Below are 26,120 nucleotides of genomic sequence, written 5' to 3' on the forward strand. Positions count from 1 at the left end.
GACACCTCATCTGAAAGCCGTCAGCCGATCTCCCGCCTGACCATCGCCGCGGCGTCGCACATCGCCTTCAGCTTTCCGAACGCGGTCGCGCGCGGCATATATTTCATGCCGCAATCCGGCGCCGGAACCAGACGGTCCGGGGAGACATATTTCAGACCGTTGCGGATGCGCTCGGCAACGGTTTCGACGCTCTCGATTGCGGGGTCGGCGAGATCGAGCACGCCGAGCATGATCTTCTTCGACGAGAGATCCTTGAGCACGCCGAGGTCGAGCTTCGGCTGCGCCGCCTCGATCGAGATCTGGTCGGCGATGGTGTCGTCGAGTTCGGCCAGGAAGGAATAGCCGGCCGGCTTGTTCGAGCCCGGCACGACGGCGGCATAGCCGAAACAGAGATGCACCACGGTCGGCACCGTGATTCCCTGCAGCGCGCGGTTGATCGCCTTGACCGCGTAGCGCTTGGCAAGCTCCGGATTGTTGCGCACCCAGGGCTCGTCGAGCTGGATCACGTCGGCGCCGGCCTTTTGCAAATCGAGCGCCTCGGCATTGACGGCCTCGGCCAGCGCCATCGCGAGCTCTTCCTCGTCCTTGTAGAATTCGTTCTTGGCCTGCTGGCTCATCGTGAACGGGCCGGGCAGGGTGATCTTCGCCGCGCGATCGGTGTTCTTGCGCAGGAACTGCATGTCGTGCAGCTCGACCGCCCCCTTGCGTTTGATCGGGCCGACGACGCGCGGCACCGGCGTCTGGGTGTTGCCGGTGCGCGCCACGATCATCGCGGGATTGTCGCCGTCGATACCGTCGAGCGCGGTGGCGAAACGGTTGGAGTAGCTCTCGCGGCGGATCTCGCCGTCGGTGACGATGTCGATGCCGGCGCGCTCCATGTCGCGGATCGCGACGATGGTGGCATCGTCCTGGGCTTCCTCCAGATGCTCCGCCGGCAGCCGCCACATGTCGTGCAGGCGGGTGCGCGGCACCACCTTCGACAGCATGGCGCGATTCACCAGCCATTCCGGCTGCGGATAGCTGCCGACCACGGTGGTCGGCAGGATGTGCGTTGGCATGGGCATGGGGGTCTCCTTCTTATTGTTGTCGAGCGCGACGGTTCAGGCCGCGCGCGTTGCCGCGACCGAACCCTCGTCCTTGACGGGATTGCTGAGGATGCCGATGCCGGAGATCTCGATCTCGACGGTGTCGCCGCCCTTCATCCACAGCGGCGGCGTGCGATAGGCGCCGACGCCACCGGTCGTGCCCGTCACGATCACGTCGCCGGGCACCAGCTCGGTGAAGGTCGAGCAATAGGCGATCAAAGCGGGCACGTCGAAGACGAGATCGGAGATCGGCGCCCTCTGCACCTCCTGGCCGTTGAGCCGGGTGATCAGCGTCTGCCTGGTGACGTCGGTCAGCTCGTCGGTCGTGACCATCCATGGCCCGAAGCCGCCGGTGCCGGCAAAGTTCTTGCCCGGCGCGAATTGCGAGGTGTGGCGCTGCCAGTCGCGGATGCTGCCGTCATTGTAACAGGCATAGCCCGCGACATGGCCGAGCGCGGCTTCACGCGAGATGCGGCGGCCGGCCTTGCCGATGATGACGGCCATTTCGCCTTCGTAGTCGAAACGCTCGGATTCCAGCGGCCGGATCATCGGCTGGCCATGACCGACCTGGCTGTTGGCGAAGCGGGTGAAGATCATCGGATGCGCCGGCGTCGGATGGCCGCTCTCGGCCAGATGCGTGGCGTAGTTGACGCCGATGCAGAAGATCTTGTCGGGATCGGGCACGGTCGGCAGCAGTGCGACGTCCGCGAGCTTGTAATCCGGCGTCTCGCCGGCGAGCTTCTTCAACTCGTCGAGCGAGCCCTTCGCCAGCAGCGCCTTCAGCGTCGGAGTGGCCTTCAGGCGCTTGCCGGCATCGATGACACCCTTGTCGGTGACGATGCCGTAGCTCGCGGCGCCTGCGATGGTGAAGCTTGCGACTTTCATGGGTCAAACACTCTCTTCGATGGAGGAAACGTAATCGTTGATGGGAAGCGCGATCTCGCCGTTGCGGATGGGAACGCAAGGAGGCGGGAAGTCCTGGCGGAAGCGCGCGCCGGCGGCCTCTGCGCGGTCGAGAAAGCGATCGAGGTGCGCCATCGCGCCGGTCGGCAGATCGTGCAGCACCATCAGCGTCCAGTTCTGCCCGCTGCATTGATCGAGCGCGCGTGCCGTCCAGCCGTCGGGGTCGGCCCAGTCGCGCGGAATCGAATTCCACAACACGCAGCTGTGCTTGTTGCGGGTGAGATGGTCGACCACCGACGGCTTGAGCAGCCGCTGGTCCAGATTGCCGCCGCCGCCGAACGGCCGGAACCAGCGATTGGGATGCGCGAGGTCGCCGATCGCCTCCTGCGTGCGGCCGATCTCACGCTCTGCGGTGTCGCGTCCGGTCTGCTCGCCGAGCGGAATGCTGTGCGTGAACGTGTGATTGCCGATCCAGTGCCCCTCGCCATGCGCGCGCTCCGCGAGCTTGCGCCGTTCGGGATCGGCAAGCTTCTCGCCGATGACGAAGAAGGTGGTCTTGATGCCGCGTTCGGCCAGGATATCGAGCACGCGTGGCGTCACATCGGGATCGGGGCCGTTGTCGAATGTCAGGGTCAGGTCGTACACGCGTTCGAACCTCAGGTCGCCGGCTGCAACGCGCCGACGGCGGCGTCGTCGTTGGCCTGCCCGGCGCGGGTGCCGGTCTGCCAGATCGCCGCCTTGCGCTCGATCCAGCGGATCACGGCGTTGAATCCGATGGCGAGGAACAGCACGAGCAGCACGCCCGCGAACACGTGCGGGCTGTCGAGGATGGTGCGGTAGCGCGAAATGAGATAGCCGATGCCGGCCGAGGAGATCAGCATCTCCGAGACCACCACGCCGACGATGACGAGCGCGCCGCCGACGCGCAGGCCCGACAGCACCGTCGGGATCGCCGCGGGGATGATGACGCGGACCAGCCGCTGGCTCAGCGTCGCGCCCATGCTGCGGGCCGCGAGCAGCAGCTGCGGGTCGATGGTCTGGATGCCGGCGGCGGTCGCGAGCATCGTCGGCAGGAAGCCGTAGATCGAGGCGAACGCGATCTTCGACTCCGAGCCGATGCCGAGCCACACGGTGAAGACGGGATAGAGGATCACCAGCGGCACCGCGTAGAGGCTCGACACCATCGGCATGATCAGGATGCGCGGGCGCGGCAGGCTGCCGACGATGGCGCCCAGCAGGATGCCGCCGCCGCAGGCGAACGCCATGGAAACCACGACCTCATACAGCGTGACCGCCAGCGCATGGCCATATTCACCCGCGTCGGTCCATCCGGCCACCAGCGTGGACGACAGCGAGGGCAGGAACAGCTCGGGGATCAGCCCGGCGCGGGGCAGCCCCTCCCACAACGCGATCAGCCCGATCACGATCAGGTAGCGCAGCGTCTTCGCACTTATCCTGGCGCTCATGATCGTCTCACGCCGATTTGCGGATGTGACGCCAGATGCGATCGCGCAAGGATCCGAACGCATCGCCGCTCAGCATCTCGTAGGTACGCGGCCGAGGCAGCTGGACCTGGAGATGGTCGACGATGCGGCCGGGCCGCGCCGACATCACGATGACCTCGTCGGCGAGATAGACGGCTTCGGTGAGGCTGTGCGTGACGAACACGACGGTCTTGCCGGTCGCCGCCCAGATCCGCAGCAGCTCGTCGCCCATGGTCATGCGGGTCTGCTCGTCGAGCGCCGCGAACGGCTCGTCCATCAGCAGCACCGGCGGATCCTGCACCAGCCCGCGCGCGATCGAGACGCGCTGCTTCATGCCGCCCGAGAGCTCGTGTGGATGGCGCCTGCCGAAGCCATCGAGCCCGACCAGCTTGAGCGCATCCTGCGCCTTGGCGCGGCGCTCGGCCTTCGGCACGCCGCGCAGCGCCAGCGGAAACTCGACATTGTCCTCGGCCGTCAGCCAGGGAAACAGGCTCGCCTCCTGGAACACCACGCCGACCCGGTCGGGATCGGGCTGCAGGATCGGCGCGCCGCTGATGGTGATGGTGCCCGCGGTCTGCTGGCGCAGGCCCGCCATCATCATCAGAAGCGTGGACTTGCCGCAGCCGGAGGGGCCGACCAGCACGACGAAGCGGCCGGGCTTGACCTCGAGCGAGACGTCTTCCAGCGCGACGACGTCCTGCGACCTCGTCCTGAACACCTGGCCGACATTCTTCACCTCGATCGCGCCGGCGCGCGCGGCGGGCTTCAATTGGGTCACGTTCGCCAATGGCTGCATCGCGTTTCCACCCATCTGACTAATTCGTTGAAGGTCATGGCGATCGCGGCGACCATCACGACGCCGGCGAGGAGCTGCTTCATCTGGAAATTCTCGCCCCAGGTCGCGATCTGGTGGCCGATGCCGTCGCGCGAGGCGTACATCTCGGCGAGGATCACGCCGGTGAGGTTGAAGATCATGGAGATCCGCAACGCCTCCAGCAGCACCGGCAGCATGCTCGGCAGATAGACCCGGAACGCGGTCTGCATCCGCGTGGCGCCATAGGAGCGCGCCACCGTCAGATGCTCGACCTTGACCGATTCCACCGCCGTCGTGGTCGACATGATCACGATGAAGATCGTGGAGAAGAAGCCGAAGCCGACCTTCTGGGCGAAGCCGACCCCGAACACCAGGATGAACATCGGCAGGAAGATCGATTTCGGGATGCTGAAGGCGAAGAACAGCAGCGGCTTCGCGACGTCGGCGAAATAGCGGTTCTCCGCGACCAGGAAGCCGATCAGCGCGCCGAACGGAACGGCAAGCGCGAACGCGGCCAGCACCTCGGTCGCGGTCACCATCAGGTCCTTCTGCACGGCCGCGCGCTGCAGGAGATCGCCGAGCGTGGCGAACGTGTCGGACGCCGACGGCAGCAGACGCGGATTGACGATGCCGGTGCGCGACAGCACCTCCCACAGCGCCAGGACCGCGACGATGATCGCGATCCGCGCAAGGTTGATGAGAAGCGTGCTCGGCATCGCGGCTTACTTGGTCGGGACGGGCTTGAACTTGGTCGAGATCACGTCCTCGGCCGGCACGATGTCCTTGAGCCCGCCGAGCTTGGCGAGATCGAGCGAGAGCTGCACGGCGGCGCTCACATTGGCCGCGCCCATGTCGCCGCTGGTCTCGAGCTTCATGATGGTGTTGTCGTATTCGAGGGCCGCGATCTCCGGCGGCATTTCGTAGAGCTCGGCGATCAGCTTGACGGTGACGTCGCGGTTGGCGCGCATGAACGCGACCGCGCCGTAGAGAGCATTCACGGCCTTCTGCACCAGCTGGGGTTTCGAGTCCGCGAGCTTGTCGAGCACGATCCAGCCCGCGGTGAGGTTCGGCGGCACCGCGGTCGAATAGTCGAGGATGCTCTTGGCCTCGCCGGATTTCGAGATCTGGAAGCTCAGCGGCGAATAGACCACGGCCGCCTCGACGTTGCCTGCGAGCAGATTGGGCACCAGGCCGCCACCGCCGACGGGCACGCGCGTGAAATCGATCTTCTTGTCCTGGATGGTCCACAGCGCCAGCAGGTCCGAGCCGGAGCCGGCCGCGGTGATCGCCACCTTCTTGCCGTTGAGATCCTTGACCTCGAGCGTGGATTTCGCCGGCACCATCAGCTGCCAGCCGAAATTGCCCATCGCGGCGTTGGCGACGATGCGCGACATCACGCCCTTCTTGCGTCCGGCGGAGACCAGCGACGGCGGATCGAGGATGATGTCGGCCGCGCCCGCGGCCATGCCTTCGAAGGTCTCGGCGCCGCTGCGATAGATCGTCAGCTCGGCCTGGATGCCTTCCTTCTCGAACAGCTTCTGGCGCACCGCCGTCTCGGCGATCGTCGTCGGCCAATAGGTCTTGGTGGGCAGGCCGACGCGGATGGTGTCGGCGGCGTTCGCGGGGCCGGCCAACATGGCGGCGGCAACCAGCGACAGGAACGCATGGCGGCGATTGATCTTCATTGTTCTCTCCCGGTTTCTGTTTTTTTGCGTGCCGGATTGTTCCGGATCGTCAAATCGTGCGGCTCACCTCCGCAATGCGCGAGGCGGCGAGCTCGACGAACTCCTTGGTGGTGCCGAAATGTTTTGACAACGCGCGAACTGCCGCATCCGCGTCGCGCGTCGTCACGGCGGCGACGATCGCCTCGTGCTCGGCCTCGACGTCGCGCGGCTTGACGCCGGGCTCGCGGCGGATCGAGAGGCGGCGATAGCGCTCGCTCTGCTCGTGCAAGACGTCGCGGAAGCCGAGCAGCCATGGCGAGCCGCAGGCATTGACCAGCGCACGGTGGAAGATGCGGTGACGGATCACCCATTCCTCATAATGCACGGTCGGATCGTCGGGATAGTGATAGGGCACGGCCTTCAGGGCCGCCCAGGTCGATGTCACCGATGCGAGCCAGGCCTCGTCGCCGCGCTCGATCGAACGCCGCAGCGCAAGCCCTTCGATGTCGATCCGGGTCTGTGTCACGTCGGCGAGGTCGGCCAGCGACACCGGGCTGACGCGAAAGCCGCGCTGGTCCGAGGCCTGCACCAGCCCGTCGGCGACCAGCCGCGACAGCGCTTCGCGCACCGCGGCAAGGCTCACCGAGAACTGCTTGGCGAGGCCCGCGATATGCAGCTTCTGCGCCGGCAGCAGCCGCGCCGCCAGGATATCGGCGCGCAGCCGCTCGTGCAGCGCCGATGTCAGGCTGCGCGGACCATCGCCCGGGCTCCCGGACATATCGAACTGAAGCGGACCCATGGGGCGATGATTGCAAGCACGCGTTCCGAGGTCAACAGAAAATCGAAAATCGATTTTTTGTAGCTCTGGTTGAGCGCGGGCGTTCGCCGCACGCTCGCCGCGATGGCATCCGAGCGCCGCAGCCACAATACTTTTCGCAATGACGGCGCAATCAGCGCCGCCACCGCCTCATCCGCACGCCCAGTCGAATTTCATCTCCTTGAAGTCGAGCTGCGCATTGCCGCCGCCGAAATTATAACCGCCGAAATATTCCTCGAACTCAACGTAGAACGGGCTCATCTCCGGCACCGCCTGGCACGGCCGCATGGTGCCGCCGAGATGGTTGGGCGCGTGGTCGTTGCTCCAGTCATGCAGGCGGAAATTGTCGCGGCCCGGCTTGCCGCCTTCATAATAGTAATAGGGCTGATAGCCGGTCGGCGGGTTGCCGTGCGTGTGCTCGTCTTGCGGACCCTTGCCGGCGTTGGGATCACAGGCGCGCGGTGCGATCGCGATGGCGCGGGACTCGCCGAGATCGGAACGCGGCGATCCGCCCAGCATCTTCTTGGCGTAAGGCGGCGCGGCCTCGAAGAAGGCGCAGGCGCCGCCGACATCGAGCCAGCGCGGCCGCTCCGCCGTCGACAACGCAAGGGGCGCCGGCGGCGTCGCGAACGGACCGTCATATTCGGCGCGGGTCAGCAGCAGCGCGGCATATCCGTAGTCCAGAATGTCGGTCATCCGCGCGAGACGCGGATGCGAGCCGCGCGCCAGCACGGCCTCGCGCACTTCAGGATCGTCAGGCGCGCCGCCGTCATTGTGATCGGGCGCGGTGGCAAAGAACGACAATGCGACGATGTCCGCACCATGCACGCGATAGTCCTCCGGCAGCAGCAGCGTGAAGCCGTGCATCAAGGGATAGCCGGTGACGGGGTCGAGCGGCCATTGCGCGCTTGAGATGCCCGGCGGCAGCCCATAGACCCAACCCTGGTCGCGCGCGCGGTCGACAGGCCGCCCCAGCATCTGCAGATCATAAGCACGCGAAGGCAAGGCAAACGCCACGGGTGGTCTCCAAACAAGAATGTCTCGGCGTTGAGGTGAGGGTTAGTCGCGGCCGGCAAGGATGGGGTTCGGGGGGATTATTAGCAACGCCGTCCTTCATTTTCGCCCGTCGTTCCCGCGAACGGCCGGACACTTAACATAGGGAGAGGTTTGGCCAAGGCGAGTTGTTCGATATCCCGCATCTCGCAGCCGGTAGATCGCGCGGTATGGGCAGGACGATCGGGGACTGCTTGGAAGTTGTTGCGGAAAGGCCTATTGCTACGTTCAGCGAGGCAGCGATTTACATTCTCTTCGCGGCCTCCAACATCCCGTCCTCTCCAGGCAGCTCTGACCATGCAGTTCGAGTTCGATTGGGACCCGATCAAGGCGGAGAGCAATCGGAGCAAGCATGGGGTCGCGTTCGACGCGGCCATGGGCGTGTTCAGCGACCCGCTGGCCCTGTCGCTACTCGACAATGAGTCTGGCGAAGGGGAGGAGCGATGGGTTACCATGGGCCGGAACTCGGCAGGTACCTTGCTTCTTGTCGTTCATACCTATGTCGAACCGGCGGCGGACCGGGCCGCGATCCGCATCATCTCGGCACGCTACCCGAGCCGCCGCGAGATCAGGTCTTATGAAGGTTGATCGGTGATCCGATGAAGGACGAATACGATTTCTCGACCGCCACGCGCGGCAAGTTCTTCCGGAAAGGCGCTCGCCTTGTGCCGCCGGTTCACTTGGAACCCGAGGTTTTGACCTACCTCTCGGATCTCGCCGAGACTCAAGGCACCTCGCTGAACGACCTCGTGAATACTCTCCTCAAGGGAGACATCGAGCGCCTCGATGCAGAGAAATAGCACTCGCCGCTACCATAGACCTGCCCCAGTGGAGGCGGCGATGAAGGTTTTCAAATGGAATGACGATCTGGGTGTAGTTCTTACCCAGGAACTGATCGACAAGCTTGGGCTCAAGGAAGGTGATGACATCGAAATCACCCTTTTCGGTGGAAGCGGGATTGCTGTCGAGACCATGGATTGCGACGACCGTCCGCGCGGAAACCCGCCGCGCTGAATTCTGGCTTCGGCAAGTGCCTTTTCAAGCCCGGCTTGGCCCCGTAACCCATTGATCCGACAACCGCCGTCTACTTTGCATGGGGTTGTTTCGACGGTTTCAGGGTGTGATCAGCTCATTATATTCCAATAATCCAAAATTTCTATTTACCCGAACCGCGACACACCCTATGCTCCACCCCAACTCACCCCCCGGTAAGGGACGGATCGCGATCGTCAGGGTTCGTGGGGTGAGGGGCGGTGGACGCGGGCAGCGTCGGCGCCAGATGCGGTCGCAGGGCGGGTTCCCGTGAGCGATCAGCGGGCGCGTGTACGACGGTGCTGCCTCGCGTACGGCAAAATCGTGTGGTCGTGACGCCCGACATTCCGGCGTCAAGTTTTGCAGTGGTGCGATCGTCCGACCGGACGGCGCATCCGATGACAGCTGCAAGGCGACGGTGGCAACGGGAAATCGTCTCACCGGCGAGAGCGCGACATAAGCCGTTTCAACCATCGCGCAGGGAAGGCCGGGCATCCGGTCGCACCTGTTTCTCCCCTGTGAGCGACTATCACGCACTCACGCACAGGGGTCTTGCGGGTGCCAGCCGGTGCCCGGCCTTCCCTGCGCCCTTCCATTTCGAAGGGCCGCAAAACCCAAGCAAAACCCGGGCGCAATCCGCCGCGGGATCGCGATTTGCTGTTTGCCTGCTGTCTTGAAGCCGTCATTGCGAGCGAAGCGAAGCAATCCAGATTCTTCGACGTCGCGCTTCTGGATTGCTTCGTCGCTTCACTCCTCGCAATGACGATCGGGCCATCGGGGACGCCGCGATTGTCACCCCCTTCGTCGCGCCACCGACGCATCCACGACGTTCTCGACTTCCTCGCGCCAGTTCAAAATTTCCATCGCCAGAACCGGGTGATTGAAACCCTTGAGCTGGAGATCGTCGAGCGGCTGGGCTTCGACCCATTGTTCGACGATGCCGTAGACGCGGCGGCTGACCACGATCTGGTTCGGCTTGGCCTCGCCGCACAGCCGCGAGGCGAGGTTGGTGACGCTGCCGATCGCGGCATATTCCAGCCGCTGCTCGAAGCCGACCTGGCCGAGCGTGGCATAGCCGACCGCGATGCCGATGCCGAAGCCGAGGCTGTGCCCGCGGTTGCGCCAGCGCTCGGTCAGGGGGCCGATCGTGTCGCGCATCTCCACGGCCATCTTCACGGCGCGCTGGGTGTGGTCCTCGAACTGGATCGGCGCGTTAAACAGGATCATCACGCCGTCGCCGGCATATTTGTCGAGCGTGCCCTCGTATTTGAAGATCAGCTTGCCGAGCGCGGCGTGATATTCGCGCAGCACGTTCATCGCCTCTTCCGGCTCGGTCGCTTCCGTGAACGCGGTGAAGCCGCGCAGATCGCAGAACACCACCGTCACCTCGCGGCGCTGGCTGGTGAGCAGGCCTTCCGGGCTGTCGGAGGACGCGATCAGCTGCGCCACCTGCGGCGCCAGGAAACGCTCCAGCTTGCGGATGCGCTCGATCTCGCCGAGCTGGGTCTTGACGCGCTCCTCCAGCGACTTGTTCCAGTCCTTGAGTTGCTCGGTCTGCATCCGCAGCTTGTCGGCCTGGGCGCGCACGGTCTCGTTCGCGGTCTCCAGTGCGTGGCTCTTGTGGTCGACCTCGGTGAACAGTCGCGCATTGCGCATCGCCAGCACGGCCTGGTTGGCGAAGGTGCGCATCAGGCCGATGATGCTGGCGGCGAACTCGCCGCTCGCGCGACGCAGCACGACCAGCGCGCCGAGCGTGCCCTGTTGGTCGACCAGCGGCACGACCAGCACCGAGTGGAAGCCGGCCGCGATCGCGACCTCGCGCAACGGCTGCTCGCCGGCCTGGTCGATGTCGGCAAGCGCGATCGGCTCGCCGCATCTCGCGGCATCGCTGAGGATGTTCTCGCCTTCGTCGATGGTGACGTGGGCGCCGTCGGCGGATTTATCGATGCCGCCGGCCTCGACCAGGTTGAAGCGGCGCGTCTCGGCATCGAAGCCGTAGATCAGCACGGCGTCGGCATGGGTGATCTCGATCGCGCGCGCGGCGATCGTCGGCAGCACGGCGTTGAGATCGAGCGAGGAGGCGACGGCGCGGCCGACTTCCTCCAGCACCTTCAGCTCGTTGATCGACTGCGCCAGATCGCGCGTGCGCTCCTCGACCTTGGTCTCCAGGTCCGAATAGGTCTCCTGGATCTGGCCTGCCATGCGGTTGAACTGGCTGGCGAGGTCTTCCAGCTCGTCCGAGGTCTTCACGTCGATGCGGTGGCTGAAATCGCCTTCGCCGAGCCTGTGCGCGCCGTCGCGCAGCGCCGTGATCGGGATGATCATGCGGCGTGCCAGCAGCGTGCCGGCGAGAATTGCGACCATCAGCCCCATGCCGATCAGCAGCGCGATGCGCACCAGCTGGTCGCGGATCGGCATCAGGGCCTGCGTGGTCGGCTGCTCGAACAGCACGCTCCAGCCGAGCTTCGGCACCGTGCTGGCGGCGCTCATCACCGATTGGCCGTTGAAGTCGGTGCCCGAACTGTCGCCCTCATGGCCGGGCGCGATCGCGGCCGCGACCTGCGGCAGCTTCGACAGATCCTTGCCGACATCGGGCCCCTTCGACGACGTCGCCAGCACGCGGCCGCGGGGATCGACGACATAGGCAAAGGCGGCCTTGCCGACCTGCGCGTCGGACAGGAAGTCGGAGAGAAAGCCGAGATCGATCTCGGCCACGGTGACGCCGGCATTGAAGCCGGAATGCGCCACCGAGATCGACATCAGCGGCGTCCTGTCGGCGAACCAGGCCGGCGCATAGCTGACGCCGCGGGCGACCGTATCGGTGAAGCGCATGTCGCGCGAGAGGTCGGCGTTGCTGCCGGTCGTGGTCGACTGGCGCGAGACCCGCAGCACCTCGCGGCCTTCGCCGTTGAGCTGGAACAGCTGGTTGACCACCGAGACCTGGTGCAGCAGCGAGGCGTAGTCGGCGCGGCGCTTTTCGAGCGTGTCCTGGCTCGCCCGCGTCACCCAGCTGATCTGGCGATCGAGCTCGGAGATCGACTGCTCGATCCGCCGGGCGGCGGCCTGCGCCTTGTCCTCGAGGCCGTCGGTCAGCTGGGTCCTGGTGGCGCGGTAGGAGATCCAGGTCTCCATCGCGCCGTTGACGGCGAGCACGAACACGACGAGGCCGACGAGGGAGACGACATATTTGGCGAACAGGCCCTCGCGCAGAAACCGTGTCTTGTCGTTCGCTCCTGCCATCCCGATCCTCTTGCGCCGCCATCGACGCCGGCGCTGCGGGGTCCTTCTATCACAATTCGGGCCAAAGGGCCGCCGGGCAACCGGCGTGGTTACTCGCGGTGGCCGGTAAAAAGGGATGGAGTGAAAGCGGCCTCCTCCGTTCGGAGGAAGCCTTGAGCGGCGCGGCTGGTGTAAGCGGATGGCCTTGGAGCCAGGCCCGCGAATCCGCCCATCACCGGTTGAAAAGTTGCCGCAGCACGTCGTTCATTGGCTGACTGTCCTGCTGCGCCACCGGCGGATCGTCGAGGGCCGGAGCTGCGGGCGAGGCCTGCGGTGCCGGTGTGGATGGTGTCGCCGGCAGGCTGCGGCTGCGGCCGCTGCCTGGCGCGGCGCCGGTGCTGCTTCCCGCGCCATTGGACAGCCCCTGCTGAATCAAATTGCCGATCGCCTCGCCCAAGGGGCCGCCGAGCAGATTGTTCTGCCCCGGCTGCTGCGCCTGCGGATTGGCGTTGCCGGCCGCATTGGCGCCGCTCGGCGCGGTGGTGCCGCCGAGGCCAAGATTGCCCAAACTGCCCAGAATGTTGCCGAGCCCGGCGCCGTCGGGGCCGAACAGCCCTTTGCCCATCTCGCGCAGCTTGGCATAGGCGGCATCCGGATTGTCCAGCATGCCGGCCATGTCGGGGTAGATCTTCGGCTGCGACCAGGGACCCTGGATCATCACGGGAATGCCGAAGCCAACCGGCTCATTGGCGCGGCCCTGACCTTCGGTCGTCATCACCAGCTTCGGCTCGACGCGAAAACCCATCATCTTGGTGTCGAGGGCGATGGTGCCGGCGCCGGTGACGCGGACCAGCGGTCCGATCAGATTGAGATCGGTCGTCACCGCCTGGCCCTTGTCGATGCGGAAGGAGGCCGAGAGCTGCGACAGATCCGTGCTCTGCTCCTGGCCGGCGTTCTGGCTGTCCTGCCAGCCGGACAGCGTGCCCGATGTCAGCGAACGGATCATTTGCGCGACGTTGATGCCGCGGATGGCGCCGTCCTGGAAATTGACGAACGCCGTGCCCTGCATGTTCGCCATCAGCGCGCGCTGGCTGGTGCCGGCGCTGCGCAAGGCGAGCTTGGCCTGCAGCTTGCCGTCGATGCGGTCGAATTCGGCGAGGCCCTGCAGCAGCGGCAATGCGCGCACGCCGACGAGATCGGAATGCATCGCAAAGCTCGGCGCGCCGGTGGTCGCGTCCAAAATCACCTCGCCCGAAACCTGGCCGCCATAGGCGCCGAGATTGGCGGTGCCGGCCTTCAGCACGCCGCCGGCAAGCTTGGCATCGAGCGCCAGCGGCGCGATGCGGGCATCGCCGATCACGGCCTCGTTCGCGGAGATCCGCACCTGCGCATCGACATAGTTGAGCCCGGACACGTCGATCGGCGCATTGCTCCAGGGCTGTCCGGAGGCGCCCTCCGGCGTCTTCGCCAGCGGTACAGCCAGCCGCTGGAAGTCGAGATCGAGCTTGACCAGCGGCTTGCTGGCGATGTCGACGGAAGCCCAGCCATTGAAGGCGCCGTCGCCGAGCCGGCCATTCACGCCGTTGATCATCACGACGTCGCCGTTCATTCGCATCTCGGCATGACCATTGAGCTGGGACTTCAGCACGTCGGGCATGTCGATGGCGAAATCCACCGGGATCGTCGGCCGGTCGGCCGGCGGCGCCGGCGTGGTCGCCTTGATGTCGAACTTGGTCGGGTGGTCGCCGACGCGCGCGGTGCCGGTGATGCTGACCTTGCGGTCGCGGCCGATGGTCGCGTCGGCGTTGATGGCGCTGATGCGGCCCTCGACGCGATCGCGCATGCGCGCGAATGCGACTTCGCCGTCGGTGACCTTGACGCGGCCGATGGACGCGCCGTTGGCGTCGAGCGCCAGCGGCTTCGACGCGCCTCCCGCATTCGGCAGGCGCTCACGCAGCAGCGGCTGGTAGAGCACGGGATGGGTGACGATCAGCTCGCTGATCTCAGGGCGGCCCGACCACACGCTGGAGAGCGACATGTCGGCCTGCACGCTGTCGACCGTCAGGCGCGTGATGCCGCTGCGATCCTTCGGGTCAAAGAGCGCGAGATCGTTGAGGGTGACATTGAGCGTCGGCCACAGGCTGATCTTCGTGGTGCCGTCGATCGACAGGCGATAGCCGGTCGCGCTCTCGACGCGCGAGGCGATGGTCGAGGTCAGGAAGCCCGAAGGGATCCCGATCACCAGCAGGATGGCGATCACGATGATGACGGCGGCCAAAGCCGCGCCGGCGAATTTCATGGCTCTCATGTCGACTTTCCACTGACGGACAACCGGTGCCGAATCCCGCCGGCTGACCATCTTTCGCGCCCGAGTTTATCCCCGGACGGGAAGCGGCTCCAAGCGCGTAAAAATAGTCGGGGGGTGCTGCAAAGTTATGTGACTTATGACACACTTCCCCGGCGCGGTTTTACGCGATCCTGATGGTGATGGTTTCAAGCGATTTGCCAACAAGACTGACCAGGACTTCACAAGGACATTGAAATGAGCAAGCAGGCCGAATTTGCGGTCATTCTGAAGATGAACGCCATGTTCGCTGATCTCGGTACAGACGAGCTGCAGCGGTTGTCCAATCTCTGCCACACCCAGCATCTCGGCAACGGCGAGGTGCTGTTCCAGAAGGGCGATGCCGGCGACGCGCTGTTCGGCGTGCGCCGCGGCCAGGTCCGCATCGAGACCGGCGCGTCCGACGGCAGCCGGCTGACGCTCAATTTCATGGGTCCGGGCGACCTGTTCGGCGAGGTCGCGGTGCTGGACGGCCAGAATCGCACTGCGGATGCGACCGCGGGCGAGGCCAGCGAATTGTTCGTGCTGCGGCGCGAAGATTTCCTCGCCTTCCTCGAGCGCGAGCCGAAGGTCGCGATCAAGATCATCGCATTGCTGTGCCAGCGCATCCGCTGGCAGAGCGAGCGCATGGAGGAATCCATGCTGCAGCCGCTGCCGGTGCGTTTGGCGCGGCGGCTCTGCGCGCTCGCGGCCGATTTCGGCTCCGAGGTGCACATCTCGCAGGAGCAGCTCGGCGTCTTCGTCGGCGCCGCCCGCGAGAGCGTCAACCGCCAGCTGCAGGCCTGGCGCAAGGAGGCGATCCTCGACCTCCAGCGCGGGCGGATATTGCTGCGGAACATGACCAAGCTGACGGCGATCGCGCGGAACGAGTAGGGCACAACCGACCGGGAGCTTGTGTCTGCAAGGCTTTGCCGATGCAGATCGCAAGATCGGTGGTGATCCGCGTTAAGGTATTGAGGTGACAGGGTGCCTCGAGGGCGCCCTTCGTTAGTGCGCCCTCTGGTCGCTTGCGCGAAATCCTACTCCGCAGCGCGGTGCGCGACGTCTTTCGGTGCCGGCCCCGCTCCGTGATGAGCGTCCGCCTCTGCGTCCTCGCTGTGGACGATCAGCCGCTTGCCAAAGCGCCAGATCAGGGCGCCGAGATCGTCCATCACCATGAACATCGCGGGCACGAACACCAGCGACAGGATGGTCGAGAAGATCAGGCCGCCGATCACCGCGAGCGCCATCGGCGAGCGGAATTCGCCGCCGGCGCCGACCGCGAGCGCGCTCGGCATCATGCCCGCGGCCATCGCGATCGTGGTCATCACGATCGGACGGGCGCGCTTCATGCCGGCATCGATCATCGCCTCGTCGCGCGGCTTGCCGGCGTGGATCGCTTCGATCGCGAACTCCACCAGCATGATCGCGTTCTTGGTGACGATGCCCATCAGCATCAGGATGCCGATCCACACCGGCGTGGTCAGCTGCTTGCCGGTGAGGAGCAGGGCCGCGATGGCGCCGCCGATCGAGAGCGGCAGCGAGAACAGGATGGTGATCGGCTGCAGGAAGGTGCCGAACAGCAGCACCAGCACGGCGTAGACCATCATCAGGCCGGCCGTGATCGCGGTGGCGAAGCCGTCGGACAATTCGTTGAGGCTTTCGGCGTCGCCGGAGGGAGAGACCTTCACGCCCTTCGGCCGGCTCTTCATCACCGGCAGGTCGTAGATCTTCTTGGTGGCGTCACCGAGCGCGGCGGAGCCGACGAGATCGGCCGCGACGGTCGCCTGCCGCTCGCGATCGTAGCGGTTGATGCTGGTCGGACCCTGGTCGAGCTTGACGTCGGCGATGACCGAGAGCGGCACGCCGCCCTTCTCGCCGTGCTCGCCGAGCGGCACGCGCAACTGTTCCAGCGTCTTCAGATTGCCGCGCGCGGCATCCTCGAGCTGCACCCGGATCGGCACCAGACGGTCGCCGACGTCGAACTTGGCGAGCGCGGGTCCGACGTCGCCGATGGTGGCGACGCGGATGGTCTGCGACAGGCTTTCGGTCGAGACGCCGAGCCGGGCGGCGAGATCGGCGCGCGGCTCGACCCGCAGCTCGGGCCGCTCCAGCGTGGTTTCCGAGATCACGTTGGAGATGGTGGGAATCCGCTTCATCTGCGTCGCGAGCTCGCTCGCGAAATTGTTGACGATGTTGGCGTCGACTCCGGTCACCACCAGCGAGATGGCGCGCAAGCCGTTCTCGTCGAGGAACCAGAAGCGGATGTCCGGGATGTTCTCCAGTTCCTGGCTGATCGAGAATTCGAGCTCGCGCTGGGTGATGTCGCGGGCATCCTTGGGCGTGTAGTTGATGATCAGCGCGGCGCGCCGGACTTCCTGCGTGCCCGGCGGGACGCGTCCGCCGTCGACGAAGATGCTCTTGACCTCGGGCCGCTTGCGCAGGCGGGCAACGATGTCCTCGGTGACCTTCTCGGTATAGGAGAGCTGGGTGCCTGGCGGCAGCTCGAGGGCCATCAGCGAACGCGCACTGTCCTGCGCCGGCAGGAAGCCCTGCGGCAGCAGCGTGATGCTCCAGATCGAGGCGGCAAACACGCCGAAGCCGATCAGCACCGTGATGAAATAGTGCTTCACCGACCATGCCACGATGCGGTGATAGGCTCGCAAGATGCGTCCGGGCGGCGGCTCCTCGTGATTGCCGTGCTTGAGGAAGTAGGCCGCCAGCACCGGCGTGACGAAGCGCGCGGCGAGCAGCGAGAAGAACACCTGCACGGAGACGGTGATGCCGAACTGCTTGAAGAACTGCCCGGCAATGCCCGACATGAAGCTTGCGGGTGCGAAGATCGCGATGATGGTCAGCGAGATCGCGATCACCGCGAGGCCGATCTCGTCGGCGGCCTCGAGCGCGGCGCGATAGGGCGATTTGCCCATGTTCATGTGCCTGACGATGTTCTCGATCTCGACGATGGCGTCGTCGACCAGAATACCCGTCGACAGCGTGATGGCGAGGAAGCTGACGAGGTTCAGCGAGAAGCCGAGCAGGTCCATCGCCCAGAACGCCGGGAAGATCGACAGCGGCAGCGAGATCGCGGCAATGATGGTGGCGCGCAGGTCGCGCAGGAACAGGAGCACGATGACGACGGCGAGGATGGCGCCTTCGAACAGGGTGGAGATCGCGGCGTGGTAATTGCCGTTGGTGTATTCGACGGAGGTGTCGATCACCTTCAGGTCGACGTCGGGATAGGAGGCCTTGAGCGCGTCGACGCGCTTCTGCACGGCCTCGGCCACCTTGACGTCGCTGGCGCCCTTGGAGCGCTTGATGCCGAGCGCGACGATCGGCTCGCCGTTGAAGCGGGCGAAGGTACGGCGGTCCGCGATGGTGTCGGTCACGGTGCCGAGATCGTCGAGCCGGACCTCGCCGCCGCCGAACAGCGGGATCATGGTGCCGGCGAGATCGCTCAGCGTCTTGGCGCCGGCGAGCGTACGGATCGCCTGGTCGTTCTTGCCGATCTCGGCGCGGCCGCCGGCGACGTCGACATTGGTGCCGCGCAGGCTCTGGCTGACATTGACCGCGGTCAGGCCCATTGCCTGCAAGCGGTCCGGGTCGAGCGAGACCAGGATCTCGCGCTCGACACCGCCGATGCGCTCGACCTGGGCGACGCCGCGCACACCTTGCAGCGCGCGCTTGACCACGTCGTCGACGAAATAGGAGAGCTGCTCGGGCGTCTTGCCGGGCGAGATCGCGGCATAGGTGACGATCGGCAGGCCGATGACGTCGACGCGCTGGATCAGCGGCTCGGTGACGTTCTGCGGCAGGTTCGAGCGCACACGCGTCACCGCGTCCTTGACGTCGTTGAGCGCGCGGTCGGTGTTGGTCTCCAGTGCGAACTGGATCGTGGTGACCGATACGCCGTCGGTGATCTGCGAGGTGATGTGCCGCACGCCCTCGACGCCGGAGACCGCGTCTTCGACCGTCTTGGTCACCTGCGATTCGAGCTCGGCGGGCGCCGCGCCGAACTGCGAGACCACGACCGAGATCACGGGGATGTCGGCCGAAGGCAGCCGCGTCACCGCTAGCTTGGTGAAGGACACCCAGCCGAGAACCAGCAGGATGATCGAGAAGACGACCGACGGCAGCGGATTACGGATCGACCATGCCGAGATATTGAGAGCCATCAGCGTACCCGCGTGCGATCGAGTTCATCGGCGAACATGGTTTTGATCTGGTCGCCGTCATGGAGCGAAGAGCCGGCATCGGCGACGACGATTTCGCCGACCTCCAGCCCTTCCAGGATTTCCGTGGCGCTGTCGGACGACAGTCCGACCCGCACCTTGCGCGTCTCGATCGTGTTGCCCTTGACGACCTGAATGGTGAGATGGTCGATCGCGGTCTTGGGGATCGAGACGCCGCAGCTTCGCTTGGCGTCAATCGAGGCGCGGGCGAATACGCCGACCTTCAGCGACGGATTGTTGGTGACGCTGATGCGGACGCGGCCGAGCTGGGTGGCGCGGTCGATCTCGGGTGCAACCAGACGGACCCGGCCGATCAGATCGGGCGCGTCGTCGCGGCTGATACGCACGGTGGCGCCGGCGCTGAGCTTGGGCATGTGCACCGCCGGGACCTGGGCATCGAGCTCGATCTCGTTGTTGACGGCGATGCGGAACATCGGGCCTGCCTGCGGGGAGGCGGGCGCGCCGACGATGGTGCGGACTTCCGTGACGAGGCCCGGCGCCGATGCCTTCAGCGAGATCGGGCCTTGCGGACCGGGTCTCTGCGGCTGGCCTGGAATTTGCGGCGGCGCGGTCAGGCGCGCCAGCTCCTGGTTGTCGGTGACGATCGCGCCCTCGGTGACGAAGAGATCGGTGACCCTGGATCCCTCCTGATCGGCGATCACCACGGCCTCGCGGCGCGGCACGAAGAAGCCGGTCACGCGCACGAGGTCGGAGAAGCAGGCATTGGTCGACTTCGTCACGATGACGAGCGCCTCGCTCTGCGTCTCCTTCGGCTCGGGGCGCTTGCGATGCTCGAACAGGTAATAGCCAACGCCGATCGCGACGACGAACACCAGAGTTCCGGCGGGCTTGAGATATTCGGAGAGGTTCATCGCCGGATCATCCTGGCCTGGCTCACGGCCGTCCGCGCGAGGCCCATGAAAAGCGTTTCCCTGAAACAAAGCGGCGTCCCGCAAGGCTGCGGGACGCGCTCTGGAAGCGAGACTTTACACCACATCACGACTTGTCACTTCAAAGGATTGCGTCGTGCTCACTTCGATGCGGTGGTCTTGTTTTCCATGTTGACGACTTGGACGCGGCGGTTGGCCTCCGCCATCGGCTGGCTCGGATCCTTCAGCTTGCTCTTGCCGTAGCCGACGGTGACGAGGTCGGTCGCGGAGATGCTGTATTTGTCGACGAGGTAGCGCTTGATCGAATCTGCGCGGCGTTCCGACAGGTCCTGATTGTAGGCTTCGCCGCCGGCGGCATCGGTGTGACCCGCGACCACGAAGGTGGAGCCCTTCAGGTCGGGACTGGTCAGCGCGCGGCCGAGTGCCTGCACCGACGGCATCGACTTGGCGCTGATATTGGCGGAGTTGTAGTCGAACGTGATCTCGAGATCGATGTTCGGCTTGTCCTTGGCGACCGACGCGATCTCCTCGCGCTCGGTCGAGGACAGCGACCGCGTCGAGCGGCCGCGCACCGACTGGATCAGCTTGCTCTCGGCGGCGCTCGGCGCGGGATCGGCCTGCGGGGCGATCGAGAGGCCGCGGGTCAGGGGCTTCTTCGGCGCCGGCGCCAGCGCGCGGACGATGTCGTCCTCGGTGACGTTCTTGCTGTTGCCGTCGTCGCCGGCGAAGGCGGGCGAGGCCGGCAGCAACAGCGCGACGCCGAGAGTAACGCCAAGAGCAATGATCGACAGGATCGCGGTAAGTCCCTTTGCAGCCGATTTCATAGCCAGTCCCTCCTGCGCAGCCAGCTCGCGCGGTTCCAAAATTCCTGCCAAAACTCCTGCAGTGAGCCCCCCGGGGAAGGCCGCCTGCGGCATCCGTTGGTTAGTCTTCCCGAGGCCACCAAGGGTTCGAGGCGCCGCCTGCCTCAATTCAAAAAAATACTAGCGCACTCCGTAGCTTGCGAATTCCTGAACGATGTTCGGATCCATCGCCTTGGCATTGGCAATATCGAGCGCGCCTTCCTGGGCGGAGCCGTTGCGCTGCTTGGCGACGCCGCGTCCGTAGAGCGAGGAGGTCAGGCGCGGGTTGATCTTCAGGGCCGCATCGAAATCGGCGATGGCATTCTTGACCGCGCCCGATTTGAGGTTGACGAGCCCGCGGCTGTCCAGCGCATCGACGAAGTTCGGCCGCAGCCGCAGCGCCTCGTTGCAATCCTTCAGCGCGCCCTGGAGGTCGCCGACCACGGTGCGGGTCCAGCAGCGGTTGTTCAGCGCCTCGACATCCTTGGTGTTGATCCGGAGCGTGTCGTCGAAATCCTTGATGGCGAGGTTGTAGGCGCCCTTGCTGGCATAGACCTGGCCGCGCCGGTACAGCGCGTTCACGTCATCAGGATTGGCCGCGATCTTGGTGGTCAGGCTCTTGATCGTGGGATCGTCGGCCAGCGCGGCGGCGCTCGGCCCGCTCTCCGCGCTCGGTGCCGGATCAGCCGGTAGGACCGGCGGTGGCGATGGGGGCAGAACAGCCTCGACCTGCGGCTTCGGCGCTGGAGCCGGTGCGGGTGGCGGAAGTACGGGTGGAGGAAGTACGGGTGCCACAGCAGCGGTGTTGGCCGGCTTCGGCGGCGGAGGTGGTGTCGGCGGGGCGGGCGGTGCCGGCGGCGGGTTATTGGCGACGACCGGCGGCGGGGCGGGAGGCGCAGGCGGCGCGCCAGGCGCCGGACGCGAGCCGCCGCCTCCCGGGCTGAACGAGAAATCTTCGGCCAATGAAGAGGATATCCACGGCACCTGCTCGCCACGCGACGCGCGGGTGACGCCCATCTTAGTCCGGTTCAGCGTCTCCTCGGCCATCAGATCTGGGACCCGGATCTCCTTCAGGAGTTCCTGGACGAACAGGCTGTGCTCGCCGCCGGCGTCGGAGACCACCGAGGCCAGCGCCGCCGAATACATCACCAGCGTGCCGTTCGGCGCGATCACCGGGGTCAGGCCGGCCGAGAAGCTGCGGAACCGGCGCTCGAAGGGGTTTCGCCTGGAGGCGTCGATCAGCGCAATCTTGACGCCGGCGCCGCGGGTGTTGAGCTCGCCGAGGACGGTCTCGAGGCTGAAACCGTCGCGGCGCACGTCGGATTCGGTCCAGATCTGCGCATCTATCGGTAGCATGTAGCTCTGGCGCGCTGACTGGATGCCGAAGCCGCTGAAGAATACCAGCGCCACTGATCCCGGCTTGATCTTGCCGTAGAGCTTGTCGAAGGCGCGGCGCATGCCGTCGCCGGTCAGATTCTCGGCGAGTTCGACCGAAAAGCCGTCGCGCTTGAGCTCGTCGGCGACGTCACGGGCATCGTTGATCGGTTCCTTCAGCGGGGCATCCGCATCCGGATATTTGGCGTTGCCGATCACCAGCGCAAAGCGGTCACCGGCCGCAAGCGACGGGGCGGTCGGGACAAGCGAGACGAGCAAGGGCAGAAGAAATAAGAAGCGAATTTTCATAATCAGCGCGGTCCAGCCAAAAAGGCGCCGTTACCAGCTTGCGCCGCGGCGACCTTAACTTACGCTTACCTCATTATCAAACCGGGGACGGATCGCGTCAACCGCTTGGAGATTCGGCGTTATCGCGACGATTGACCGCAACGCCCGGGCGTGCCGCAAGGGGAATAAACGGGATGTCATGTCTGTGCTCGACGTGGTCCGGCTCGATCTTACCGGCGGCACGTTAGGGCCTCCATGGCGATAAGCATGTGATTGGTCTCACATTGAGAGCATAGCTCCGTCGCGCCGCGAGGCGTTTGACCTTTGCAGCGGACAATGGCTTGGTGCGCAGGATCGTCCCGGAAGGTCCACTCAGAAAAGCAAAGCAAAAGCAAGAATCATGGGAAACGCCTACGAAATCTACGCCCTGCGCTATGCGACGATGTCGCCGCGCACCCCCAGCATGAACTTCCTTCAGCCCGATCCGCATGACAGTGCGGCGCAGGATCTCGACTATTTCGTCTGGCTGATCCGAGGGCACGGCCGCGACATCCTGGTCGACACCGGCTTCAATGCCGAGGAGGCGAGCGCGCGGGCGCGCAAGCTGACACTCAATCCGGTCGATGCGCTGGAGCGATTTGGCGTCGCGGCCTCGAGCATCCGCGACGTCATCGTGACGCATCTGCATTACGACCACGCCGGCAATCTCGATCGCTTCCCAAATGCACGCTTCCATCTCCAGGAGCGCGAGATGGCCTACGCGACTGGACGCTGCATGTGCAACGGCCTGCTGCGACATCCGTTCTCGGTCGAGCACGTCACGCAGATGGTGCGCCACGTCTATGGCGAGCGCGTCACTTTCTATTCCGGCGACGGCGAGGTCGCGCCCGGCGTCACCGTGCATCGTGTCGGCGGCCATTCCGACGGCCTGCAGGTGGTCAGGGTCGACACCGCGCGCGGGCCGGTGGTGCTGGCGTCCGATGCCGCGCACTACTACGCCAATCTGCAGCGCAAGAGCCCGTTCCCGATCGTCTACAATGTCGGCGATATGGCCGTGGGCTGGGAGACGATCGAGCGTCTCGCCGGCCATCCTGATCGCTTCATTCCCGGCCACGATCCGATCGTGACCGAGATCTATCCGCGCACCAGCGACAAGGTCGATGCCTGGGCGCTGCATCTGCCGCCGACGCGGTCGTTTGCAAAATAGGGCGGTGCCGTCATTCCGGGATGCGCCGACAGGCGCAGGCCCGGAATCCATCGCACGACCGGGTTGCGCGGACGAATGGATTCTCAGGTGCGCAATTGCGCACCATAGTTCGCCGCTTTGCGGCGCCCCGGAATGACAGCTCGTAGGATGGGTCGAGTCCTTGCGAAACCCATCGTGCTTGCCACAGGCGGACTGATTGATGGGTTTCGCTCACGCTCTACCCACCAGCTCAGTTCGGGGCGTTCAGGAGGTCGTGTAGACCAATAGCCTGTTGATCGTTGAGCAGGATCCGCTTCGCACCAACATAAGTCAGCTCGAACCGTCCTCCTTCGTCGTCAATGGTTCGTACGCCATCGAGCACTGCAAGAAGCCCGAACAGCGCTTGATGGACTGATGTCGCGATCACGCGATTAACGTTATCAGCGTCTTCCGGTCGTAGGCCGTTGTACCAATCCGAGCACGCCCGCTCTCGGAGTGGCACACTCCTACCCGGAGGGTTCTTCAGATCGGCTATTGTATCTTCGATCGCGGCATCCCTCACGTAGCGCTTGATGGCTTTAACAAATTCTTGGCTATTCATTTCGCCTCTCATCGACTAACCGCTCGTGAAAGCCCGCCCTAATACGCCTGCTTGGCGTCCGCTTCCTTGCTGGTCTGGATCAGATCGAGGCTGTCCTCGATCTTGCCGAGCAGCGCCGAGAGCTGCTTGCGCTCGTGGGCGGAGAGGCAGGCGAGGATCTCGTCCTCCCGCCGCAGCAATTGCGGGAACAGATCTTCGTAGAGCGCGCGGCCCTTCGCCGTCAGTTGCAGGCGGAATTCGCGGCGGTCGGCTTCGTTCTCGACCCGCTCGATCATGTCCTCGCCGAGCAGTGTCGTGACCGCGCGGCTGATGGTGGATTTGTGCGTGCGGGTGCATTGCGCGATGTACTGCGCACTGCAGGCATCGTTGCGGAACCCGAGCGTGGCGATCACGCGCCAGGCCGGAATGTCGAGACCATGCCGTTCCTGATATTCGACCGAGAGCGCGGAACTGACTTCCGCTGCGAGCCGGTTGAGACGGAACGGCACGAACTTGAACAGGTCGAGCCGTGCCTTTGGCCGTGCTGAGGCCTCATCGGCTTCGCGTGGCTTCAGTGCGATATCGCCAGATGTTCTCGCCAAGGAGCGCGCTCCGAATTCCAGTTGACGGCCGGCCGGCTCCGGTCCAAAATAGTTGCACGTGAGACTATCTAGCAGATCAGCCCTCTCCTGACCAGAGCTGAGGTTAGCGCATGGCGCAGGCCAATACGCATCAGGCCAAAATCCAATTCGGCTATCGCCGTCACTCCGACCAGGATCGTCCCGGTCCGAATCCGGCCGAGCATCCGGTCGTGGTGGTCGGCGCCGGCCCGGTCGGGCTGTCGCTCGCGATCGATCTCGCCCAGCGCGGCCAGCGCGTCGTCCTGTTGGACGACGCCGATCGCATCGGTGAGGGCTCGCGCGCGATCTGCTTCTCGAAGCGATCGCTGGAATATTGGGACCGGCTCGGCGTCGGCGACCGCATGGTCGCCAAGGGCGTGGTGTGGAGCGTCGGCCGGATCTTCCACGGCGAGTCCCTGCTCTATCAGTTCAACCTGCTCCCCGAGGACGGCCACAAGCGGCCCGCCTTCATCAATCTCCAGCAATACTATGCCGAGGCCTATCTGGTCGATCGCATCAGCGATCTGCCCGGGATCGACCTGCGCTGGCGCAACAAGGTGACGGCGCTGGAGAGCCGCAATGACGGCGTCGCGTTGACGATCGAGACGCCGGAGGGCGCCTATCGCCTGCACGCGCAATATGTGATTGCCTGCGACGGCGCGCGCTCCTCGCTGCGGCAGATGGTCGGCGCGGAGTTCGCAGGCCAGGTGTTCGAGGACCAGTTCCTGATCGCCGACGTCAAGATGACCGCGGAATTCCCGACCGAACGCTGGTTCTGGTTCGACCCGCCGTTCCACGCGGGACGCTCGGCGCTGCTGCACCGGCAGCCCGACGACGTCTGGCGCATCGATCTCCAGCTCAATCGCTACGCCGATCCGGCTCTCGAGAAGAAGCCCGAAAACGTGCGGCCGCGGATCGCGCGCATGCTCGGCCATGACGCGTTCGAGTTCGAGTGGATCTCGCTCTACAAATTCCAGTGCCGGCGGATGGACCGCTTCATCCATGGCCGCGTGATTTTTGCCGGCGATTCCGCGCATCAGGTCTCGCCGTTCGGCGCCCGCGGCGCCAATTCCGGGCTCGAGGACGCCGAAAACCTGTCGTGGAAGCTCGACCGCGTGCTGCGCGGCACCTCGCCCGCGAGCCTGCTCGAGAGCTACCATGCCGAGCGCAGCCTGGCGGCCGACGAGAACATCCGCGAATCCACCCGCTCGACCGACTTCATGGCGCCGAACTCGCATCAGGAAGCGCGGCTGCGCAAGGCGGTGCTGTCGCTGGCCAAGGAGACCGAGTTCGGCAAGCGCATGGTCAATGGCGGGCGGCTGTCGGTGCCGTGCAGCTATGATACGCCGCTGTCGTCGCCCGATCTGGACGCGTGGCGCGGCGGACCGTCGCCCGGCTGTTCCATGCTCGATGCGCCAATTGCAGAGCGCGCCTATCTGACGGACGCCTTCCGCAGGGGTGGAACGGACTTCACCTTGCTGTCGTTCAGCAATGGCACGGCGATCGACGTGCCCGATGGTCTCAAGAGTGTTCGCGTCGGCGGCGAGGGCGGACTTGCCGATCCCTCGGGCCTTGTCGCAAAGCGCTACGACGCCGCGCCCGGCACGGCCTATCTGCTCAGGCCCGATGGCTATGTTGCCGCGCGCTTCCGCCATCCGACCCGTGCCGCGATCGCGGCGGCGTTGTCGCAGGCCCAAGGTCTCAATTGAGGTTC

24 protein-coding genes are annotated in these 26,120 nt (G+C 65.3%); 6 read left to right on the top strand and 18 right to left on the bottom strand.

Annotated elements, in window-relative coordinates:
- Positions 1-20: 20 nt before the first annotated feature.
- Genes CIT40_RS02360 through CIT40_RS02405 form a run of 10 tightly spaced genes read right to left on the bottom strand, consistent with a single transcriptional unit; the run spans position 21 to position 7,784 of the window.
- A complete protein-coding gene (locus CIT40_RS02360) occupies positions 21-1,064 on the bottom strand; it encodes a uroporphyrinogen decarboxylase family protein (RefSeq protein WP_202975463.1) in 1,044 nt (347 codons plus the stop codon).
- A 36-nt stretch (positions 1,065-1,100) separates the two neighbouring features.
- Positions 1,101-1,970 (bottom strand): fumarylacetoacetate hydrolase family protein, encoded by an 870-nt coding sequence (locus CIT40_RS02365; protein WP_094897247.1) that lies wholly within the window; start codon positions 1,968-1,970, stop codon positions 1,101-1,103.
- A 3-nt stretch (positions 1,971-1,973) separates the two neighbouring features.
- On the bottom strand, positions 1,974-2,633 hold the full coding sequence (locus tag CIT40_RS02370; RefSeq protein ID WP_094897244.1) for a polysaccharide deacetylase family protein: 660 nt from the start codon (positions 2,631-2,633) through the stop codon (positions 1,974-1,976).
- Between the two features lie 11 nt (positions 2,634-2,644).
- Positions 2,645-3,454, bottom strand: a complete 810-nt coding sequence (locus tag CIT40_RS02375) for an ABC transporter permease (protein WP_094897241.1) — start codon at positions 3,452-3,454, stop codon at positions 2,645-2,647.
- A gap of 7 nt (positions 3,455-3,461) precedes the next feature.
- A complete protein-coding gene (locus tag CIT40_RS02380) occupies positions 3,462-4,268 on the bottom strand; it encodes an ABC transporter ATP-binding protein (RefSeq protein WP_244611898.1) in 807 nt (268 codons plus the stop codon).
- Complete coding sequence (locus tag CIT40_RS02385) at positions 4,247-5,002, bottom strand: ABC transporter permease (protein WP_094897235.1); 756 nt, start codon at positions 5,000-5,002, stop codon at positions 4,247-4,249. The genes CIT40_RS02380 and CIT40_RS02385 overlap by 22 nt, the downstream gene beginning before the upstream one ends.
- 6 nt (positions 5,003-5,008) lie before the next feature.
- Positions 5,009-5,971, bottom strand: coding sequence for an ABC transporter substrate-binding protein (locus CIT40_RS02390; protein ID WP_094897232.1), 963 nt, complete (start codon positions 5,969-5,971; stop codon positions 5,009-5,011).
- Between the two features lie 49 nt (positions 5,972-6,020).
- Positions 6,021-6,728 carry a GntR family transcriptional regulator gene (locus CIT40_RS02395; RefSeq protein ID WP_244611899.1) on the bottom strand — a complete coding sequence of 236 codons (708 nt, stop codon included), beginning with the start codon at positions 6,726-6,728 and terminating at the stop codon, positions 6,021-6,023.
- The gene (locus CIT40_RS02400) at positions 6,692-6,913 is read right to left on the bottom strand and encodes a hypothetical protein (protein WP_162307320.1); all 222 of its coding nucleotides are present in this window, start codon (positions 6,911-6,913) and stop codon (positions 6,692-6,694) included. The genes CIT40_RS02395 and CIT40_RS02400 overlap by 37 nt, the downstream gene beginning before the upstream one ends.
- A gap of 4 nt (positions 6,914-6,917) precedes the next feature.
- The gene (locus CIT40_RS02405) at positions 6,918-7,784 is read right to left on the bottom strand and encodes a hypothetical protein (RefSeq protein ID WP_094897226.1); all 867 of its coding nucleotides are present in this window, start codon (positions 7,782-7,784) and stop codon (positions 6,918-6,920) included.
- A gap of 333 nt (positions 7,785-8,117) precedes the next feature.
- On the opposite strand from CIT40_RS02405, the gene CIT40_RS02410 reads away from it, so the two are divergent.
- From CIT40_RS02410 to CIT40_RS02420, 3 genes are read left to right on the top strand one after another with little or no spacing between them, the layout of a single operon-like run.
- Positions 8,118-8,408: a BrnT family toxin gene (locus tag CIT40_RS02410; protein WP_094897223.1), complete on the top strand. Its 291-nt coding sequence runs from the start codon at positions 8,118-8,120 to the stop codon at positions 8,406-8,408.
- An 11-nt stretch (positions 8,409-8,419) separates the two neighbouring features.
- Positions 8,420-8,620, top strand: coding sequence for a hypothetical protein (locus CIT40_RS02415; protein WP_094897331.1), 201 nt, complete (start codon positions 8,420-8,422; stop codon positions 8,618-8,620).
- Between the two features lie 40 nt (positions 8,621-8,660).
- Positions 8,661-8,834, top strand: a complete 174-nt coding sequence (locus CIT40_RS02420; RefSeq protein WP_148667162.1) for an AbrB/MazE/SpoVT family DNA-binding domain-containing protein — start codon at positions 8,661-8,663, stop codon at positions 8,832-8,834.
- Between the two features lie 810 nt (positions 8,835-9,644).
- Here the strand turns inward: CIT40_RS02420 and CIT40_RS02425 are convergent.
- Both CIT40_RS02425 and CIT40_RS02430 read right to left on the bottom strand, forming a co-directional pair.
- On the bottom strand, positions 9,645-12,092 hold the full coding sequence (locus tag CIT40_RS02425; protein ID WP_094897217.1) for an adenylate/guanylate cyclase domain-containing protein: 2,448 nt from the start codon (positions 12,090-12,092) through the stop codon (positions 9,645-9,647).
- Between the two features lie 211 nt (positions 12,093-12,303).
- A complete protein-coding gene (locus tag CIT40_RS02430; RefSeq protein ID WP_094897213.1) occupies positions 12,304-14,379 on the bottom strand; it encodes an AsmA family protein in 2,076 nt (691 codons plus the stop codon).
- Between the two features lie 234 nt (positions 14,380-14,613).
- On the opposite strand from CIT40_RS02430, the gene CIT40_RS02435 reads away from it, so the two are divergent.
- Positions 14,614-15,288: a Crp/Fnr family transcriptional regulator gene (locus CIT40_RS02435; RefSeq protein WP_094897208.1), complete on the top strand. Its 675-nt coding sequence runs from the start codon at positions 14,614-14,616 to the stop codon at positions 15,286-15,288.
- Positions 15,289-15,434: 146 nt separating this feature from the next.
- Here CIT40_RS02435 and CIT40_RS02440 read toward each other — a convergent pair whose 3' ends face one another.
- The 4 genes from CIT40_RS02440 to CIT40_RS02455 form a co-directional block, all read right to left on the bottom strand.
- A complete protein-coding gene (locus CIT40_RS02440; RefSeq protein ID WP_094897206.1) occupies positions 15,435-18,569 on the bottom strand; it encodes an efflux RND transporter permease subunit in 3,135 nt (1,044 codons plus the stop codon).
- Complete coding sequence (locus CIT40_RS02445; RefSeq protein ID WP_094897203.1) at positions 18,569-19,498, bottom strand: RND family efflux transporter; 930 nt, start codon at positions 19,496-19,498, stop codon at positions 18,569-18,571. The genes CIT40_RS02440 and CIT40_RS02445 overlap by 1 nt, the downstream gene beginning before the upstream one ends.
- 158 nt (positions 19,499-19,656) lie before the next feature.
- Positions 19,657-20,340, bottom strand: a complete 684-nt coding sequence (locus CIT40_RS02450) for an OmpA family protein (RefSeq protein ID WP_162307321.1) — start codon at positions 20,338-20,340, stop codon at positions 19,657-19,659.
- Positions 20,341-20,499: 159 nt separating this feature from the next.
- Positions 20,500-22,041 carry a caspase family protein gene (locus CIT40_RS02455; protein ID WP_094897198.1) on the bottom strand — a complete coding sequence of 514 codons (1,542 nt, stop codon included), beginning with the start codon at positions 22,039-22,041 and terminating at the stop codon, positions 20,500-20,502.
- A 379-nt stretch (positions 22,042-22,420) separates the two neighbouring features.
- Between CIT40_RS02455 and CIT40_RS02460 the strand changes: the two genes are divergently transcribed.
- Positions 22,421-23,227 carry an N-acyl homoserine lactonase family protein gene (locus CIT40_RS02460; protein WP_094897195.1) on the top strand — a complete coding sequence of 269 codons (807 nt, stop codon included), beginning with the start codon at positions 22,421-22,423 and terminating at the stop codon, positions 23,225-23,227.
- A gap of 229 nt (positions 23,228-23,456) precedes the next feature.
- Here the strand turns inward: CIT40_RS02460 and CIT40_RS02465 are convergent, their stop codons facing one another.
- Both CIT40_RS02465 and CIT40_RS02470 read right to left on the bottom strand, forming a co-directional pair.
- A complete protein-coding gene (locus CIT40_RS02465; protein ID WP_094897192.1) occupies positions 23,457-23,807 on the bottom strand; it encodes a hypothetical protein in 351 nt (116 codons plus the stop codon).
- Positions 23,808-23,845: 38 nt separating this feature from the next.
- Positions 23,846-24,388, bottom strand: coding sequence for a MarR family winged helix-turn-helix transcriptional regulator (locus CIT40_RS02470; protein ID WP_094897189.1), 543 nt, complete (start codon positions 24,386-24,388; stop codon positions 23,846-23,848).
- A 110-nt stretch (positions 24,389-24,498) separates the two neighbouring features.
- Here CIT40_RS02470 and CIT40_RS02475 point away from each other — a divergent pair, with 110 nt between their 5' ends.
- Positions 24,499-26,115, top strand: coding sequence for an FAD-dependent oxidoreductase (locus tag CIT40_RS02475; protein WP_094897186.1), 1,617 nt, complete (start codon positions 24,499-24,501; stop codon positions 26,113-26,115).
- Positions 26,116-26,120: the final 5 nt, after the last annotated feature.

The sequence above is a fragment of the Bradyrhizobium amphicarpaeae genome, from assembly GCF_002266435.3.
Taxonomy (GTDB): domain Bacteria; phylum Pseudomonadota; class Alphaproteobacteria; order Rhizobiales; family Xanthobacteraceae; genus Bradyrhizobium; species Bradyrhizobium amphicarpaeae.